General features: G+C 71.0%; 18 protein-coding genes. 17 read left to right on the forward strand and 1 reads right to left on the reverse strand.

Annotated elements, in window-relative coordinates; translation table 11 throughout:
• The first annotated feature begins 82 nt into the window (after positions 1–82).
• Positions 83–991 (forward strand): tRNA (adenine-N1)-methyltransferase, encoded by a 909-nt coding sequence (locus tag SXIN_RS26255; protein ID WP_019708861.1) that lies wholly within the window; start codon positions 83–85, stop codon positions 989–991.
• A gap of 275 nt (positions 992–1,266) precedes the next feature.
• Entirely contained in the window at positions 1,267–1,809 is a 543-nt protein-coding gene (locus tag SXIN_RS26260; protein WP_238153870.1) for a hypothetical protein, read from the forward strand.
• 4 nt (positions 1,810–1,813) lie between these two features.
• Here SXIN_RS26260 and SXIN_RS26265 read toward each other — a convergent pair whose 3' ends face one another.
• Complete coding sequence (locus SXIN_RS26265; protein ID WP_019708859.1) at positions 1,814–2,137, reverse strand: ferredoxin; 324 nt, start codon at positions 2,135–2,137, stop codon at positions 1,814–1,816.
• 241 nt (positions 2,138–2,378) lie between these two features.
• On the opposite strand from SXIN_RS26265, the gene arc reads away from it, so the two are divergent.
• From arc to SXIN_RS26345, 15 genes are all read left to right on the forward strand, one after another.
• Entirely contained in the window at positions 2,379–4,145 is a 1,767-nt protein-coding gene (gene arc / locus SXIN_RS26275; protein ID WP_019708858.1) for a proteasome ATPase, read from the forward strand.
• Positions 4,146–4,360: 215 nt separating this feature from the next.
• A complete protein-coding gene (gene dop / locus SXIN_RS26280; RefSeq protein WP_337589362.1) occupies positions 4,361–5,872 on the forward strand; it encodes a depupylase/deamidase Dop in 1,512 nt (503 codons plus the stop codon).
• 145 nt (positions 5,873–6,017) lie between these two features.
• Positions 6,018–6,236, forward strand: a complete 219-nt coding sequence (locus SXIN_RS26285; protein ID WP_019708856.1) for a ubiquitin-like protein Pup — start codon at positions 6,018–6,020, stop codon at positions 6,234–6,236.
• Positions 6,237–6,585: 349 nt separating this feature from the next.
• Positions 6,586–7,431, forward strand: a complete 846-nt coding sequence (prcB, locus tag SXIN_RS26290; RefSeq protein ID WP_019708855.1) for a proteasome subunit beta — start codon at positions 6,586–6,588, stop codon at positions 7,429–7,431.
• Between the two features lie 57 nt (positions 7,432–7,488).
• Complete coding sequence (prcA, locus tag SXIN_RS26295) at positions 7,489–8,253, forward strand: proteasome subunit alpha (RefSeq protein WP_019708854.1); 765 nt, start codon at positions 7,489–7,491, stop codon at positions 8,251–8,253.
• Between the two features lie 254 nt (positions 8,254–8,507).
• Positions 8,508–9,869 (forward strand): Pup--protein ligase, encoded by a 1,362-nt coding sequence (gene pafA, locus SXIN_RS26300; protein WP_019708853.1) that lies wholly within the window; start codon positions 8,508–8,510, stop codon positions 9,867–9,869.
• A gap of 123 nt (positions 9,870–9,992) precedes the next feature.
• Entirely contained in the window at positions 9,993–10,898 is a 906-nt protein-coding gene (locus SXIN_RS26305) for an FKBP-type peptidyl-prolyl cis-trans isomerase (protein WP_019708852.1), read from the forward strand.
• A 64-nt stretch (positions 10,899–10,962) separates the two neighbouring features.
• Positions 10,963–11,337: an FKBP-type peptidyl-prolyl cis-trans isomerase gene (locus SXIN_RS26310; RefSeq protein ID WP_019708851.1), complete on the forward strand. Its 375-nt coding sequence runs from the start codon at positions 10,963–10,965 to the stop codon at positions 11,335–11,337.
• A gap of 126 nt (positions 11,338–11,463) precedes the next feature.
• Positions 11,464–12,417 carry a helix-turn-helix transcriptional regulator gene (locus SXIN_RS26315; protein ID WP_019708850.1) on the forward strand — a complete coding sequence of 318 codons (954 nt, stop codon included), beginning with the start codon at positions 11,464–11,466 and terminating at the stop codon, positions 12,415–12,417.
• Between the two features lie 36 nt (positions 12,418–12,453).
• Complete coding sequence (locus SXIN_RS26320; protein ID WP_095757627.1) at positions 12,454–13,416, forward strand: helix-turn-helix transcriptional regulator; 963 nt, start codon at positions 12,454–12,456, stop codon at positions 13,414–13,416.
• Positions 13,413–13,670: a hypothetical protein gene (locus SXIN_RS26325; RefSeq protein WP_050930639.1), complete on the forward strand. Its 258-nt coding sequence runs from the start codon at positions 13,413–13,415 to the stop codon at positions 13,668–13,670. The genes SXIN_RS26320 and SXIN_RS26325 overlap by 4 nt, the downstream gene beginning before the upstream one ends.
• Before the next feature lie 43 nt (positions 13,671–13,713).
• Positions 13,714–13,917: a hypothetical protein gene (locus SXIN_RS26330; RefSeq protein ID WP_095757628.1), complete on the forward strand. Its 204-nt coding sequence runs from the start codon at positions 13,714–13,716 to the stop codon at positions 13,915–13,917.
• Positions 13,918–14,201: 284 nt separating this feature from the next.
• Positions 14,202–14,501: a Sec-independent protein translocase subunit TatA gene (gene tatA, locus SXIN_RS26335; protein ID WP_019708848.1), complete on the forward strand. Its 300-nt coding sequence runs from the start codon at positions 14,202–14,204 to the stop codon at positions 14,499–14,501.
• A gap of 62 nt (positions 14,502–14,563) precedes the next feature.
• Complete coding sequence (tatC, locus tag SXIN_RS26340) at positions 14,564–15,526, forward strand: twin-arginine translocase subunit TatC (RefSeq protein WP_039821224.1); 963 nt, start codon at positions 14,564–14,566, stop codon at positions 15,524–15,526.
• Between the two features lie 99 nt (positions 15,527–15,625).
• Complete coding sequence (locus SXIN_RS26345) at positions 15,626–16,516, forward strand: diacylglycerol kinase (RefSeq protein ID WP_095758208.1); 891 nt, start codon at positions 15,626–15,628, stop codon at positions 16,514–16,516.
• The last annotated feature ends 56 nt before the right edge of the window (positions 16,517–16,572 follow it).

The following is a 16,572-nucleotide window of genomic DNA, read 5'->3' on the forward strand; positions in this document are numbered from 1 at the left end:
CGCCCGCGGCCGCCGGCGCGGGCCCGCCGCCCGCCGCACCGCCGTGGCGGGACGGCCCCGTGCCGACCGGTAGGCTGGTCACATGTCCGAACCGACCGGTGCCGCCCGCCGCCGCGGGCCCTTCAAGGTCGGGGACCAGGTCCAGCTCACCGACCCCAAGGGACGCCACTACACGTTCACGCTCGAAGCCGGGAAGAGCTTCCACACCCACAAGGGTGCCTTCCCGCACGACGAGCTGATCGGCGCTCCCGAGGGCAGTGTTGTCCGTACCACCGGGAACGTCGCGTACCTCGCGCTGCGCCCGCTGCTCCCCGACTACGTCCTGTCCATGCCCCGCGGAGCCGCCGTGGTCTACCCCAAGGACGCGGGGCAGATCCTGGCGATGGCCGACATCTTCCCCGGCGCCCGCGTCGTCGAGGCCGGAGTCGGCTCCGGCTCCCTCAGCACCTTCCTGCTGCGCGCCATCGGCGACCAGGGCATGCTGCACTCCTACGAGCGCCGCGCGGACTTCGCCGAGATCGCCGCCGAGAACGTCCGCCGCTACTTCGGCGGCGAGCACCCGGCCTGGCGGCTCACGGTCGGCGACCTCCAGGACAACCTCTCCGACACCGAGGTCGACCGGGTCATCCTCGACATGCTCGCCCCCTGGGAGTGCCTGGACGCCGTCTCCAAGGCCCTGGTACCCGGCGGCATCCTCTGCGGTTACGTGGCCACCACCACCCAGCTCGCCCGGACCGTCGAGGCGATCCGGGAGCACGGCACCTTCAACGAGCCGACCGCCTGGGAGACCATGGTCCGCACCTGGCACGTGGAGGGCCTCGCGGTCCGCCCCGACCACCGCATGATCGGCCACACCGGCTTTCTGCTCACCGCCCGCCGCCTCGCGGACGGCGTGGAGCCCCCGCTGCGCCGCCGCCGCCCCGCCAAGGGCGCGTACGGCGAGGACTACACCGGCCCGGGCTCGTCCAGTGGCGGCGCCGGCCGCGGCTGACGCCCCACCCCCCGCCCCGACGACACCCCTCCGCCGCCCGCTTCCCACCGGGAAGACCGGGCGGCGGAGTCTTGGGTAAACCTTTGGCCACGCTTAACGGCGTGCTGTGGCCCCGCCGTTCCCGGCCGGTGTGAGATATGGCACGATGCAGGCCATCCCCATCCGCTCCGGATTCCAGGAGACACAAGCGCGTGCAGGCCCCGGCATGCCCTCAGCCGTCAGCGCCCCCGTCCTCGAAGCCCACCGCGGAGCTTCCGCACACGCGGACCCGGCCGGTGCACTGGCTCACCACGGCCACGGCCCTCGCCGCCGTCCTGGGAGCCGCCGCCCTCGTCCAGCCGCCGGACGCCACCGCCACCCCGCCGGTCGCCGCCCGGCAGGCGGCGGGTGAGCCCGCCGCCGGCGAGCCCGCGGCCGCCCCCGACGCGAAGGCCGCCGACTACCCCCTGGAGTGCGGCGGCGGGGAGACGGAGGTGGTCGACGAGGGCTCCGCCGATCTCGACGGGGACGGCCGCCCGGAGACCGCCGCGGTCGTCCGCTGCGCGGCCGGCATGGGCACGCCCCCGCACGGCGTGTACGTCCTCGGCTCCGGCTCCGGCGGCGGGGCTCCCCGGCTGCTGGAGACCCTCGTGGACCCGGCGGAGAAGATGAACATCACCGACTTCGCGGTCGGCGGCGGAGAGATCTCCGCGACCCTGCTCGGCTACTCCGCCCCCGACGTTCCCCGCTGCTGTCCGGATCTGGAGCGGAAGGTCGCCTGGCACTGGCGCGACGGGAAGTTCCGGCTGACCGCCCTGCCCGTTCCCGGAAGTGTGTGACCGGTCACTCAGCGTCAGGGCCGTACAACTCAACCTTGTCCGAAATCCGCCGTACGTGAATACAGTCGCCCGGGCATTCCTTGGCGGAATCGACCACTTCGCGGAGGAGCGGCAGCGGCACGCGCGTGGTGGCACCGGCCTCCGTGAGCAGCTCGTCGCCGGAGTCCTTCACATAAGCGAGCCCGTCGATGTCGAGTTCGAAGACTTCGGGCGCGTACTGGGCGCAGATGCCGTCGCCGGTGCACAGATCCTGGTCGATCCAGACCTCCAGCTCCGGCTGAGTCGTGTCCGCCGCGGTCTCGGCGGCCGTCTCTTCCTGCACGCTCATCTTGTCTGCCGTTCCCTGCGTCGGTGAATCAATTGAAGCCAGCTCTGACGGGTGTTGACCGTCCCGACGATACAACCGGCTGCTTCCGGATGCCGCCGGGTGGGTATTCCCTGGCGAGAGGGAGTACGCAAGGGTGAAGATCGGACACGCCCCTACCGTCTTTGTGATCTAGGGGTTTCAACCTGCACCGGCCCAGGTAGGGTCAGGAAGCGTCCAGCTCCCCTTGGAGGAGGTGAGGACCGTGGCAGCCCACGACGACGACATCAACCGCGGCTTCCGGCCGGGGCGAGGGTCCGAGGACCCCGCCGGCCAGGTTGCCTATCTCGAGCAGGAGATCGCCGTCCTGCGCCGCAAGCTCGCCGACTCTCCGCGCCACACGAGGATTCTCGAAGAGCGGATCGTCGAGTTGCAGACCAATCTGGCCGGGGTGTCCGCCCAGAACGAGCGGCTGGCGGGCACGCTCCGTGAGGCCCGCGACCAGATCGTGGCCCTCAAGGAGGAGGTCGACCGGCTCGCCCAGCCGCCTGCCGGCTTCGGGGTCTTCCTGCACGCGAACGAGGACGGCACGGCCGACATCTTCACCGGAGGCAGGAAGCTCCGGGTCAATGTCAGCCCGAGCATCGAACTCGACGAGCTCCAGCGCGGCCAGGAGGTCATGCTCAACGAGGCGCTCAACGTGGTCGAGGCCATGGAGTTCGAGCGCGCCGGGGACATCGTCACCCTCAAGGAGATCCTCGAGGACGGCGAACGCGCCCTGGTCATCGGCCACACCGACGAGGAGCGGGTGGTCCGGCTCGCCGAGCCGCTGATGGGCATCACCATCCGCGCCGGTGACGCGCTGCTGCTCGAACCCCGCTCCGGCTACGTCTACGAGGTCGTGCCCAAGAGCGAGGTCGAGGAGCTCGTCCTCGAAGAGGTCCCGGACATCGACTACGACCGGATCGGCGGCCTGGGCAACCAGATCGAGCTGATCCGGGACGCGGTCGAGCTCCCGTACCTCCACCCCGACCTCTTCAAGGAGCACGAGCTGCGGCCGCCCAAGGGCGTCCTGCTCTACGGCCCGCCCGGCTGCGGCAAGACGCTCATCGCCAAGGCCGTGGCCAACTCCCTCGCCAAGAAGGTCGCCGAGGTCACCGGCCGGCCCGCCGGCAAGAGCTACTTCCTGAACATCAAGGGCCCCGAGCTGCTCAACAAGTACGTCGGCGAGACCGAGCGGCACATCCGCCTGGTCTTCCAGCGGGCCCGGGAGAAGGCGAGCGAGGGCACCCCCGTCATCGTCTTCTTCGACGAGATGGAATCCCTCTTCCGCACCCGGGGCTCCGGCGTCAGCTCGGACGTGGAGAACACCATCGTCCCCCAGCTGCTCGCCGAGATCGACGGTGTGGAGGGCCTGGAGAACGTCATCGTCATCGGCGCCTCCAACCGCGAGGACATGATCGACCCCGCGATCCTGCGCCCCGGCCGCCTCGATGTGAAGATCAAGATCGAGCGCCCGGACGCGGAGGCCGCGAAGGACATCTTCCGGAAGTACCTCAAGCCGTCGCTCCCGCTCCACTCGGACGACGTCGCCGAGCACGGCGGCTCCCCGGCCGCGGCCGTCGACGGCATGATCCAGTCCGTCGTCGAGCAGATGTACGCGGAGTCCGAGGAGAACCGCTTCCTGGAGGTCACCTACGCCAACGGTGACAAGGAGGTCCTGTACTTCAAGGACTTCAACTCCGGCGCCATGATCCAGAACATCGTGGACCGGGCCAAGAAGATGGCGATCAAAGCCTTCCTCGACCACAACCAGAAGGGCCTCCGGGTCTCCCACCTGCTCGCCGCCTGCGTCGACGAGTTCAAGGAGAACGAGGACCTCCCCAACACCACCAACCCCGACGACTGGGCCCGCATCTCCGGAAAGAAGGGCGAGCGGATCGTCTTCATCCGCACCCTCGTCACCGGAAAGCAGGGCGCCGACACCGGCCGTTCCATCGACACCGTCGCGAACACCGGTCAGTACCTGTAAACCACGCCCCGGCTGCGGATGCCCCCGGCGGGCATCCGCAGCCGAGTGCGTTCCGGCAATGAATGAAATGATCTCCCCACCACCCTCACGGCGTTCTAGGCTTTCGGTACCGCCGAGCCGCGCGGTGCGGGGACGGGCACCGCACGCGCATCGGAGAGGCAGCGGTACTTGAGCGCCGACCCCGTCCGGGGGCGGTGCCGGGCAAGGAGGGCCGCATGACCGTACGGCGAGTAATGGGCATCGAGACGGAGTACGGGATCTCCGTTCCGGGGCACCCGAACGCCAATGCCATGCTCACCTCGTCCCAGATCGTCAACGCCTACGCGGCGGCGATGCACCGGGCGCGCCGCGCCCGCTGGGACTTCGAGGAGGAGAACCCGCTGCGGGACGCCCGCGGCTTCGACCTCGCCCGCGAGACGGCGGACTCCAGCCAGCTCACCGACGAGGACATCGGCCTGGCCAACGTCATCCTGACCAACGGCGCCCGGCTCTACGTCGACCACGCGCATCCCGAGTACAGCTCCCCGGAGATCACCAACCCGCGCGACGCGGTGCTCTGGGACAAGGCGGGGGAGCGGATCATGGCGGCCGCCGCCGAGCGCGCGGCCCAGCTCCCCGGCGCCCAGCCGATCCACCTCTACAAGAACAACACCGACAACAAGGGCGCCTCCTACGGCACGCACGAGAACTACCTGATGAAGCGGGAGACCCCGTTCTCGGACATCGTGCGGCACCTGACGCCCTTCTTCGTCTCCCGGCAGGTCGTCACCGGCGCCGGCCGGGTCGGCATCGGTCAGGACGGCCACGAGCACGGTTTCCAGCTGAGCCAGCGCGCCGACTACTTCGAGGTCGAGGTCGGACTGGAGACGACCCTCAAACGGCCGATCATCAACACCCGCGACGAGCCGCACGCGGACGCCGAGAAGTACCGCCGGCTCCATGTGATCATCGGCGACGCCAACCTCTCCGAGCTCTCCACCTACCTCAAGCTCGGCACCACCTCCCTGGTGCTGTCCATGATCGAGGACGGCTTCATCGCCGTGGACCTCGCCGTCGACCAGCCCGTCCGCACGCTCCACCAGGTCTCCCACGACACCTCGCTGCGCAAGGCGATCACCCTCCGCAGCGGCCGGACGCTCACCGCCGTCCAGCTCCAGATGGAGTACTACGAACTGGCCAGCAAGTACGTGGAGGACCGCTACGGCTCCGACGCGGACGAGCAGACCCGGGACGTGCTCACGCGCTGGGAGGACGTCCTGAACCGCCTGGAGCGTGATCCGATGAGCCTGGCCGGGGAGCTGGACTGGGTGGCCAAGCGGGAGCTGCTGGAGGGCTACCGGCGCCGTGACAGCCTGGACTGGGACGCCCCCCGGCTCCACCTCGTCGATCTGCAGTACGCCGACGTACGGCCCGACAAGGGCCTGTACAACCGGCTGGCCGCCCGCGGCAGGATGAAGCGGCTGCTGGACGAGAACGAGGTCGAGCGGGCCGTCGCACAGCCGCCCGAGGACACCCGGGCCTACTTCCGTGGCCGCTGCCTGGAGCAGTACGCGGACGACGTGGCCGCGGCCTCCTGGGATTCGGTGATTTTCGATCTGCCGGGTCGGGACTCGCTTCAGCGGGTACCCACCCTGGAGCCCCTGCGGGGCACCCGGGACCACGTCAAGGAACTCCTGGACCGCTGCCGCACCGCGGAAGATCTGGTCCGGGTGCTCTCCGGCGGCTGAAACGGCCCCGGCCAGGGAACCATGGGTATGACACCCGGCTCTCAGGAGGAGTGCGGGACAGCAGAGAGCCGATGTCGGACCCGCCTTGTAGGGTCTGATCTTGACCGTCCGATCAAGCTGGGTCGAACCGAGCGGGGTGAGGGATATGGCGACGAAGGACACCGGCGGCGGCCAGCAGAAGGCCACGCGTTCCACACAGGAGACCGAGGAGACCACGCAGGAGGCGGAGGCCTCGGAAGACCTCAAGGAGCGCCAGGAGAAGCTGTCCGACGACGTGGACTCCGTCCTGGACGAGATCGACGACGTCCTGGAGGAGAACGCCGAGGACTTCGTGCGCAGCTTCGTGCAGAAGGGCGGCGAGTAGGCCGCACCCGGCACCGGAGGCGCCACGCCGCGTGGCGCCTCCGGTGCGCAGGGACACCGCGGCGTACGGCGCCTGCCCCCGCCGCCCCAGAGGGCCGGAGGGCCTCCGGGGCGGCCGGCGGGCGCCTCAGTCCGCCGCGGCGGACGACCGCGGGCGTTCCCGGGGAGCGGCGCCGCACCGGACGCCGCTCCCCGGGATCCGCTTCTCCCGCGGAACATGTGGATCACGGCCGGGAGACGGGTAAGGTCCGGGACGTGCCGGGTTCTCACCGAACGACGTCCGGCACAGGGAAGTTCAGGGACCGGCCCGAGGCGATGTGCCGGGCCGCCGCATCTGTGGAAGGAAACGTGTGGAAGCCAACCCTCGCAAGCCCGGGCGTCTGCCGGCTGCCTTCCTGACCCCGGGGTCCTCCTCCTTCATGGACTTTCTCGCCGAGCACGAGCCGGAGCTGCTCCCCGGCCGCCGGCCGCTGCCCCCGGTGCAGGGCGCGATCGAGGCGCCGCACGGCACGACGATCGTCGCGGCGTCGTTCCCCGGCGGCGTGGTGCTCGCCGGTGACCGGCGGGCCACGATGGGCAACATCATCGCCCAGCGCGACATCGAGAAGGTCTTCCCCGCCGACGAGTACAGCGCCGTCGGCATCGCGGGCACGGCCGGGCTCGCGGTCGAGATGGTCAAGCTCTTCCAGCTGGAGCTCGAGCACTTCGAGAAGGTCGAGGGCACGCAGCTCTCCCTGGAGGGCAAGGCCAACCGGCTCTCCACGATGATCCGCGGCAACCTCGGCATGGCCCTGCAGGGCCTGGCCATCATCCCGCTCTTCGCCGGCTGGGACACCGACCGCGAGAAGGGCCGGATCTTCAGCTACGACATCACGGGCGGCCGCTCCGAGGAGCGCGGATACGCCGCCACCGGCTCGGGCTCCGTCTTCGCCCGCGGCGCCCTCAAGAAGCTCTACCGTGAGGACCTGACCGAACGCCAGGCCCTCACTCTGGTCGTACAGGCTCTCTACGACGCCGCGGACGACGACTCGGCGACCGGCGGACCGGACATGGCCCGCCGCATCTACCCCGTTGTCACGGTCATCACCGACGAGGGCTTCCGGCGGCTCCCGGAGGACGAGTCCTCCGAGATCTCGCGCGCGGTCCACGAGCGCCGGCTCGAGGAGCCGGACGGCCCCCGGGCCGCGCTCCTCTGAGGCCGGAGGACCGGAATGCACTTGTCACCGACACGGACAGAAAGGGACGGATAGCCGGTGTCGACACCGTTCTATGTCTCACCCCAGCAGGCCATGGCCGACCGCGCCGAGTACGCCCGCAAGGGCATCGCGCGCGGCCGCAGCCTCGTCGTCCTGCAGTACACCGACGGCATCGTGTTCGTCGGCGAGAATCCGTCCCGCGCGCTGCACAAGTTCAGCGAGATCTACGACCGGATCGCCTTCGCGGCGGCGGGCAAGTACAACGAGTACGAGAACCTCCGCATCGGCGGTGTGCGCTACGCCGACCTGCGGGGATACACCTACGACCGGGCCGATGTGACGGCCCGCGGGCTCGCCAACGTCTACGCCCAGACCCTCGGCACCATCTTCTCCAGCGCCGGTGAGAAGCCGTACGAGGTCGAACTGGTGGTCGCCGAGGTGGGGGAGACCCCCGAGGGCGACCAGATCTACCGGCTGCCGCACGACGGCTCGATCGTGGACGAGCACGGCTCCGTCGCGGTCGGTGGCAACTCCGAGCAGATCAGCACCTTCCTGGACCAGCGGCACCGGGACGGCATGACCCTCCCCGAGGCGCTCAAGCTGGCCGTACAGGCACTCTCGCGGGACACCAACGGCGGCGAGCGGGAGATCCCCGCCGAGCGGCTGGAGGTCGCGGTCCTCGACCGCACCCGCCCGCAGAAGCGGAAGTTCCGCCGCGTCGAGGGCCGCCGGCTCTCCCGTCTCCTGGAGCCGGGTGGCGGCGCGTCCGCCGGTGACGAGGATGCCGCCGATGAGCCGGAGTCCGGCGACGACGGGGAGTGACCCGCGCCCCGTGGCGCCCTCCGTGCCCCGGCGGACCCCTCCGGTCCCGCCGGGGCACGGCCGTGTCCGGCCCCGCGGCTCCGCCCCGCCCGCCGGGCGGGGCGGATTCCCCGTGCCGCCCGGCGCCCGCGGCGTCCTCGCAGCTCGCGTGGGGGAGCGATCACGCGCCAATGGCGGAAAGTGATCGGGAAAATGATCGGAACGGTGCTGCCGAACCCGGTTTCAGAGCGGGCCGCAAGGCGTAATGTTCAGGCATGGACCGCCGCATTTTCGGGCTGGAGAACGAGTACGGCGTCACGTGCACGTTCAGGGGACAGCGCCGGCTGTCTCCTGACGAAGTGGCGCGCTACCTCTTCCGCCGTGTCGTTTCCTGGGGCCGGAGCAGCAACGTCTTTCTGCGCAACGGTGCCCGCCTCTACCTGGACGTGGGTTCGCACCCGGAATACGCGACACCCGAGTGCGACAACGTGATCGAACTGGTCACGCACGACAAGGCGGGCGAGCGCATTCTCGAGGGACTGCTCGTCGACGCCGAGCGCCGCCTGCACGAGGAGGGCATCGCGGGCGACGTCTATCTCTTCAAGAACAACACCGATTCGGCGGGAAACTCCTACGGCTGCCACGAGAACTACCTCGTGGCCCGGCACGGGGAGTTCTCCCGGCTCGCGGACATCCTCATCCCGTTCCTCGTCACCCGGCAGATGATCTGCGGCGCCGGCAAGGTGCTGCAGACCCCGCGCGGTGCCGTCTACTGCGTCAGCCAGCGCGCCGAGCACATCTGGGAGGGCGTCAGCTCGGCGACCACCCGGTCCCGGCCGATCATCAACACCCGCGACGAGCCGCACGCCGACGCCGAGCGCTACCGCCGGCTCCATGTGATCGTCGGCGACTCCAACATGTCCGAGACGACCATGCTGCTCAAGGTCGGTGCCACCGACCTCGTGCTGCGCATGATCGAGGCGGGCACCGTCATGCGGGATCTCACCCTGGAGAACCCGATCCGGGCGATCCGCGAGGTCAGCCACGACATGACCGGCCGCCGCAAGGTGCGGCTCGCCAGCGGACGGGAGGCGTCCGCCCTGGAGATACAGCAGGAGTACTACGAGAAGGCGGTCGACTTCTGCGAGCGCCGGGGCATCCGCACCGGCACCGTCGAGCGGGTGCTGGAGCTGTGGGGCCGGACCCTGGAGGCCATCCGGGACGAGGACCTCGACCGCGTCGGCACCGAGATCGACTGGGTGATGAAGTACAAGCTCCTGGACCGCTACCGGGCCAAGAACAACATCACCATGTCCCACCCGCGGGTCGCCCAGATAGATCTCGCCTACCACGACATCCACCGCCGCCGCGGGCTCTACTACCTGCTGGAGCGGCGCGGCCAGGCCGCCCGGGTCTGCAACGACCTCAAGATCTTCGAGGGCAAGTCGGTGCCGCCGCAGACCACCCGGGCCCGGCTCCGCGGCGACTTCATCCGCCGCGCCCAGGAACAGCGCCGTGACTTCACGGTGGACTGGGTGCATCTCAAGCTCAACGACCAGGCGCAGCGCACGGTCCTCTGCAAGGACCCGTTCCGGTCCGTGGACGACCGGGTGGAGAAGCTGATCGCCGGAATGTGACGGCGGCCGGCGGCACGGCGGCGGAGAGGTCCGGCTCATCCGGACCTCTCCGCCGCCGTGCCGCCCGTGGTTAGAGTGGCACCATCCGTTCCGTTCCCACCGCAGCCCCCCAAGGAATTCACAGTGCGCCGAATCGCAGCCCTGCTGGCTGTTCCCCTGCTGCTCGTCTCCGTCGCGGCCTGCGGCGACGACGACCCGAAGTCCAACGGCAAGTCCGGTGCCGTCCCCGCCGTCTCCGGCGAGGACGGCAAGAAGCCGAAGGTCGCCAAGGGTGAGGGCGACCCGCCCAAGGGCCTGAAGGTCAAGGTCCTCAAGGAGGGCAAGGGGGCGGAGGTGAAGAAGGGCGAGGCCCTGAACGCCCACTACCTGGGGCAGACGTGGGAGGGCGAGGTCTTCGACAACAGCTACGACCGCGGCGAGCCGAGCACCTTCCAGATCGGCACCGGCAAGGTCATCAAGGGCTGGGACGAGGGCCTGGTCGGCCAGAAGCTCGGCAGCCGCGTCGAGCTCGTCATCCCGCCGGACAAGGGGTACGGAAAGCAGGAGCAGGAGAAGATCCCCGCCAACTCCACCCTGGTCTTCGTCGTGGACCTCAAGAAGGTCATGCCGACCCGGCCCGAGGGCGAGGAAGTCCCGCAGACCGACGCGGAGCTGCCGAAGGTCGGCACCGAGACCGACGACAAGGCGCCGAAGGTGACCATCCCCAAGGGGAAGGACGCGCCCGGGAAGGTCGTCACCAAGACGATCATCGAGGGCACCGGCAAGGAAGTGGGCGCGAAGGACACCCTGAACGTCCACTACGGTCTGACCCTGTGGAAGGACGGCAAGGCCGGCGGCGACACCTGGGCCCAGGGCACCCCGCAGGACGTCCCGATCGCCCAGATGCCCGGCTGGAGCGAGGGTCTCAAGGGCCAGAAGGCCGGGAGCAGGGTCATGCTCGTCGTCCCGCAGGACGAGCTGACCGAGGAGCAGCAGAAGCAGATCAAGTCCGACCTGGTCTTCGTCGTGGACATCCTCGGCATCGCGTGATCACGGCCTCTCCGCCGGACTGTTACGGTTTCGCCGACAGAAATTCTTTCTAGGAGCAACTTCAGTGAGCATCGAGAAGCCCGAGATCGACTTCCCGGGCGGCGAGCCGCCGGCCGACCTGGAGATCAAGGACATCTGGGAGGGCGACGGCCCCGTCGCCAAGGCCGGGGACACCGTCTCCGTCCATTACGTGGGCGTCGCCTTCAGCACCGGCGAGGAGTTCGACGCCAGCTGGAACCGCGGCACGCCGCTGCAGTTCCAGCTCGGCGTGGGCCAGGTCATCAGCGGCTGGGACCAGGGCGTGCAGGGCATGAAGGTCGGCGGCCGCCGCCAGCTGACCATCCCGGCGCACCTCGCGTACGGCGACCGCGGCGCCGGTGGCGGCCGCATCAAGCCGGGCGAGACGCTGATCTTCGTCTGCGATCTCGTGGCGGTCTGACACACCGGCCGCTGCCAGGCCGTATCCCCGAGGGCCCGTGCCGTCAAGGCATGGGCCCTCGCTTTTGCCGGTGACCTCCGGAGCGGTACGGTCATCGACCGGGGAGCACAACGAGAAAGGGCGTCGATGGCCATTGCCAAGGCCGAGCGGCTGATGAATCTGGCGCTGTGCCTGCTGGGCACCCGGCGTCCGCTCAGCAAGCGCGAGCTCCGGGCCTCCATCGAGGCGTACATCGAGGCCGCCACGGACGAGGCCTTCAACCGTATGTTCGAGCGGGACAAGGACGATCTGCGCGAGCTCGGCCTGGTCATCGAGACGGTCGAGGGCTTCGACGGCGACATCGGCTACCGTGCGCACCGCGACAGCAACCGGCTGCCGCCCGTCGCCCTCGACGCCTCCGAGGCCGCCGCCCTGCAACTGGCCGCCAAGGTGTGGCAGCAGGCCCGGCTCGCGGGCGCGGCCAGCGGTGCGCTGCAGAAGCTGCGGGCGGCCGGAATGCCGCTCGCCGAGGACGCCTACACCGGCCAGAGCGCCCTGGAACCGCGGATCCCGGCCCAGGAACCCGCCTTCGAACCGCTGATGCTGGCCTGCCGCGACCGCCGCCCGGTGGTCTTCGAGTACCGCAAGGCCACGGCCGCCCGCCCGGAGACCCGGCATGTCGATCCCTGGACCCTGGAGTGCTGCCGCGGCCACTGGTACCTCGCCGGCTGGGACCGGGACCGGGGCGCCGAGCGGGTCTTCCGGCTCTCCCGGATCACCGGCCGGGTCAAGTCGCGCGCCGGCGCCTTCACCGCCGCGGTGCCCGACCACGTCACCGTCCGCGAGACGGTCGAGCGCTGGGCCGGCGAGATCGCCACCAGCACGGCCCGGATCCGGCTGCGGGCCGGTGCCGGCTATCCGCTGCGGGCGCGGGCCCTCTCGGTCCGGGAAGCCGGGGAGGGCTGGGACGAGCTGGAGATCCCGTACGGGCACGGACTGGACGCCTGGCTGGTGGAGTTCGGGCCCGATGTGGTCGTTCTGGAACCGGCCGAGCTGCGGACCGATGTGGTCGAGCGGCTGCGCGCCGTGGCCAAGGGCTGAGAGACGCCGAGAGAACGAGGGACGACGAGACCGCCGATGGCCACCAACGCGATTGACCAGACCCGCCGGATGCTCTCCCTGGTGACCTATCTGCGCGAACGCCCCGGCGCCCGCGTCAGCGACGTCGCCCGGGCCTTCGGCGTCACCGAGGACGAGCTCATCGCCGACCTCAACGTCCTGCCGATGTGCGGCACCAGCTTCCGCGGCGGGGACCTGCTCGACATCGACACCGACGGCGACCGCATCTGGTGGCGGAACCCGGACGCCGCCGGCAGCAGCTCCGGCGCCCCGCTGCGGCTGGCCGCCGACGAGGCCACCGCCCTGCTGGTGGCCGCCCGCGCCGTCGCCACCCTCCCCGGTCTGCGGGAGAGCGACCGGCAGGCCCTGCTGCGCGCCACCGCGAAACTGGAGGCGGCGGCCGGCGAGGCCGCCGGGGCCAGCTCCCGGCTGTCGGTCACCTTCGAGTCCGAGGGCGGGGTCTTCGCCGACGTCGACCGCGCCATCTCCGAGCGGCGCCGGCTGTGGCTGCGCTACTACTCGCCCGCCCGCGACGAGCTCACCGAACGCGAGGTCGACCCGATCCGGCTGTTCGCCGTCGGCCACACCTATATGGAGGCGTGGTGCCGGACCTCCGAGGCCCGGCGCACCTTCCGCCTCGACCGGGTCGCCGAGATCCGGCTGCTGGACGAGCCCGCGGACCCGCCGCAGCTCGAACTCCGCGATCTCTCCGAGGGGCTGGTCCAGCCGTCCGCCGAGGACCCGGAGGTCGTCGTCGAGGTCGGCCCCGGCGGGCGATGGGTCGCCGAGTACTACCCGCACGACAGCGCCGAGGAACTCGACGGCGGCGGGCTGCGGATCACCCTGCGCACCCCCGACCCCGCGAGCCTGCGCCGGCTCGCGCTCCGGCTCGGCGGTGACGGCCGCATCGTCTCGCCCGCCGACCTGGCCGAGAGCGCCCGGCTGGCGGCGGGACGGGCCCTGGCGGCCTACGGCGGATGACGAGACGGAGGACGGGGATGGAGACGGTGACCACCGCGGTGCTCTACAAGGCCGCGTGCCCGGACTGCCGGGGCCGGTTCGAGCTGGCCTCCGAGGCCATACGGCTGGCCATCGGCGCCAGCGACCGGACGACCTTCTACTCCTTCACCTGCCCCGAGTGCGGGTCGGCGGTCCGCAAGCCGGCGGGGGAGCGGATCGTGGAACTGCTGACCGGCGGCGGCGTCCGCACGCTGCGGCTGCACTCCACCGTCTGACCGGCCCGGCGCCGCACGGTCCCGCTCGGCTAGGCTCCCCTCCATGTTCTGGCCCATGACCGCCGTCGCCCTCGCCTTCTGCGGGATCGCCGTCCTCGGCGTCCTGGCCGCCCGCGTCTTCACCGAGGTGCGCCGGCTGTCCCGGCAGGTGGCGGAGGCCTCGCGGCGCATCGAACGCGCGGCCGAGGACGTGGAGCGCGCCGCGACCCCGCTCGCCGCCCGGCCGGGCGCGCCGGACGGCGGCTGAGCACGGCGCGGGCCGGCGTGTCCCCGTCCGCGGCGGTCCGGCGCCGGCAGGCTCGCCCCCCGGCTCCTCCCCCCGGATGTCCGGCCCTCTTTCCCCGGGCGGCGGGGGAGGTACGCTGGCGTGTGCGGTCTCTATGCAGAGGCGGGGCCGCAACCGGGAGTGCGCGGAGGGATTGCCCGCCGTTCACCCTTGCGCGTTACGATGCTGTGCGCGGGAGGTCGGGCGTCCCCGATTCCCCCGGCAAGACCCCACCAGACGCCGCCTCGGGGAGTAGGTACACGCAGATGTTCGCCAACCTGAAGCCTCTTGAGATCGTACTGATCATCCTTGTCATCCTGCTGCTGTTCGGCGCCAAGAAGCTTCCCGACATGGCCCGTTCCCTCGGCAAGTCGGCCCGCATCCTCAAGAGCGAGGCCAAGGCGATGAAGAAGGACGGCGAGACCCCGGCCGGCGGGCAGGAGCCCGCGGCCCCCGAGTCCGGGCAGACGGCTCCTCCCGCGCCGCGCACCATCCAGGCCGCCCCCGGTGATGTGAGCAGTGCCCGTCCGGTGTCCGAACCGGGCCACGCCTCCCAGCAGAGCTGACACCGTCGTCGTAGAGCCACTCCCGGCGGCCGAGGCCGCCGCACAAGATGAGGAACGTGGGGTTGCTGAAGTCTTCCCGCAAGCGGGAGAAGGACCCAGAGGGGCGGATGCCGCTCGCGGAGCATCTGCGTGAGCTCCGCGACCGTCTGCTCAAAGCCGTGCTGGCGGTCCTCGTGGTCACCATTGCCGCGTTCTGGTTCTACGAGGAGATCGCCGACTGGCTGACGGCCCCGATCCGGGACTCCGTGGGCTGTACGGCGAGTTTCACCGATCTCGCCGAGAAGGGCGACAACTGCGCCCAGCTGACGGTCGACGGCCTCCTCGGGCCGTTCACCATCATGATCAAGGTGGGGCTCATGACCGGCGTGGTGGCGGCATGCCCGGTCTGGCTCTATCAGTTGTGGGCGTTCCTCGCGCCGGGCCTCCACAGGAACGAACAGAAATACGCCCTCATGTTCGCGGGCGTGGGCCTCCCGCTGTTCGTCGCGGGCGGATACTTCGCGTATCTGATCCTTCCCACCAGCGCCGCGGCCCTCATCGGGCTGACCCCGGACGGCCTGGGACTCAGCAACCTCGTCCGCCTGGACGACTACCTCGACATCGTCACCCGGCTCGTGGTCGTCTTCGGGCTCGCCTTCGAGCTGCCCCTGCTGCTGGTCATGCTGAACTTCGGCGGAGTCATCTCGGGCCGCCGGATGGCCGGCTGGTGGCGGTGGATGGTCATGAGCATCACGGTCTTCTCCGCGTTCGCCACCCCCACCGGTGACCCGCTGACCATGCTGGCGCTCGCCGCACCGATCGTCCTGCTGTACTTCCTGGCGGTCGGCATCGCGCTCGCCAACGACCGCCGGCGCCGCCGCAGGAACCCGGACGCGGAGCTGAGCGACGACGAGGCCTCGCAGCTCGATCTGACCCCTGAGGCCGTCGACGAGATCGAGCCGGTCGGCTCCGGCCGGGCCGCGCTGCCGCAGCAGACCCGCGAGGAGAACGGCCCCCGGGTGAACGGTTACGACGACGCCACGTAGCGCCCTTCGCGGGGCTCCGCGGCGGCGGGCCGGCCCGCGGGAGGAACTGCTTCCGTACCAGCGGTTACAGTGATGCGGCCGACCGGATACAGTCCCGGCGTGACCAGCGAGATCACCCTGTTCGTCAACCCCACCGCGGGGCGCGGCCGCGGTGCGCGCGCCGCCGGACCGGCGGCGCGCGCCCTGCGGGACGCCGGCTTCTCCGTGCGGACCGTGCTCGGCACCGACGCCGCCGATGCGCTGGACCGCGCCCGGGCGGCCGTCGCCGCCGGCACCGGCGCCCTGATCGCCGTCGGCGGGGACGGCATGGTCTCCCTCGCCCTCCAGGCCGTGGCCGGGAGCGACGTGCCGCTGGGCGTGGTCGCCGCCGGCTCCGGGAACGACTACGCCCGCGCCCACGGCCTGCCGGTCCGGCAGCCGGCCGCCGCCGCCGTGGTGGCCGCCACCGCGCTCAAGGAGCACGGCGGGCGCCCCACGGACCTCGGCCGGGCCGGGGACCGCTGGTTCGGCACCGTGCTCGCCTCCGGCCTCGACTCCCGCGTCAACGACCGGGGCAACCGGCTCCGCGGCCCCGTCGGGCGCTTCCGCTACGACCTGGCGCTCCTCGCCGAACTGGCCGCGCTGCGCACCGTCCCGTACCGGATCGGTCTCGACGGCGGGCCCGCGCGGGAGGTCGAGGCGACCCTCGTCGCGGTGGGCAACGCCCCCTCCTACGGCGGTGGCATGCGGATCTGCCCCGGGGCCCGGACCGACGACGGGCTCTTCGACATCACGGTCGTCGGCCCCTGCAGCCGGACCACGCTGCTGCGGGTCTTCCCCCGCGTCTACCGGGGCAGCCATCTCTCCCACCCGGCCGTGACCGCCCTGCGTGCCCGGAGCGTCACCCTGGAGGCGCCCGGGGTCACCGGCTACGCCGACGGGGAACCGCTCGGTCCGCTGCCGCTGACCGCCGCCACCGTGCCGGAGGCGGTGCGGCTGCTCGTCCCCTGACCGGGGGGACCCGGCTCCGGCCCGGGCTCCCGCAAAAGATCGCTGGGATGTCCGAG

The organism is Streptomyces xinghaiensis S187 (assembly GCF_000220705.2).
Lineage (GTDB): Bacteria > Actinomycetota > Actinomycetes > Streptomycetales > Streptomycetaceae > Streptomyces > Streptomyces xinghaiensis.

Bases quoted from the DNA above. Each gene is read 5' to 3' on its own strand.
- tatA (WP_019708848.1), top strand. From the start codon at position 14,202: ATGTTCGCCAACCTGAAGCCTCTTGAGATCGTACTGATCATCCTTGTC.
- SXIN_RS26265 (WP_019708859.1), bottom strand. From the start codon at position 2,137: ATGAGCGTGCAGGAAGAGACGGCCGCCGAGACCGCGGCGGACACGACT.
- SXIN_RS26330 (WP_095757628.1), top strand. From the start codon at position 13,714: ATGTTCTGGCCCATGACCGCCGTCGCCCTCGCCTTCTGCGGGATCGCC.
- SXIN_RS26285 (WP_019708856.1), top strand. From the start codon at position 6,018: ATGGCGACGAAGGACACCGGCGGCGGCCAGCAGAAGGCCACGCGTTCC.
- SXIN_RS26315 (WP_019708850.1), top strand. From the start codon at position 11,464: ATGGCCATTGCCAAGGCCGAGCGGCTGATGAATCTGGCGCTGTGCCTG.
- SXIN_RS26320 (WP_095757627.1), top strand. From the start codon at position 12,454: ATGGCCACCAACGCGATTGACCAGACCCGCCGGATGCTCTCCCTGGTG.
- pafA (WP_019708853.1), top strand. From the start codon at position 8,508: ATGGACCGCCGCATTTTCGGGCTGGAGAACGAGTACGGCGTCACGTGC.
- SXIN_RS26255 (WP_019708861.1), top strand. From the start codon at position 83: ATGTCCGAACCGACCGGTGCCGCCCGCCGCCGCGGGCCCTTCAAGGTC.
- dop (WP_337589362.1), top strand. From the start codon at position 4,361: ATGACCGTACGGCGAGTAATGGGCATCGAGACGGAGTACGGGATCTCC.
- SXIN_RS26325 (WP_050930639.1), top strand. From the start codon at position 13,413: ATGACGAGACGGAGGACGGGGATGGAGACGGTGACCACCGCGGTGCTC.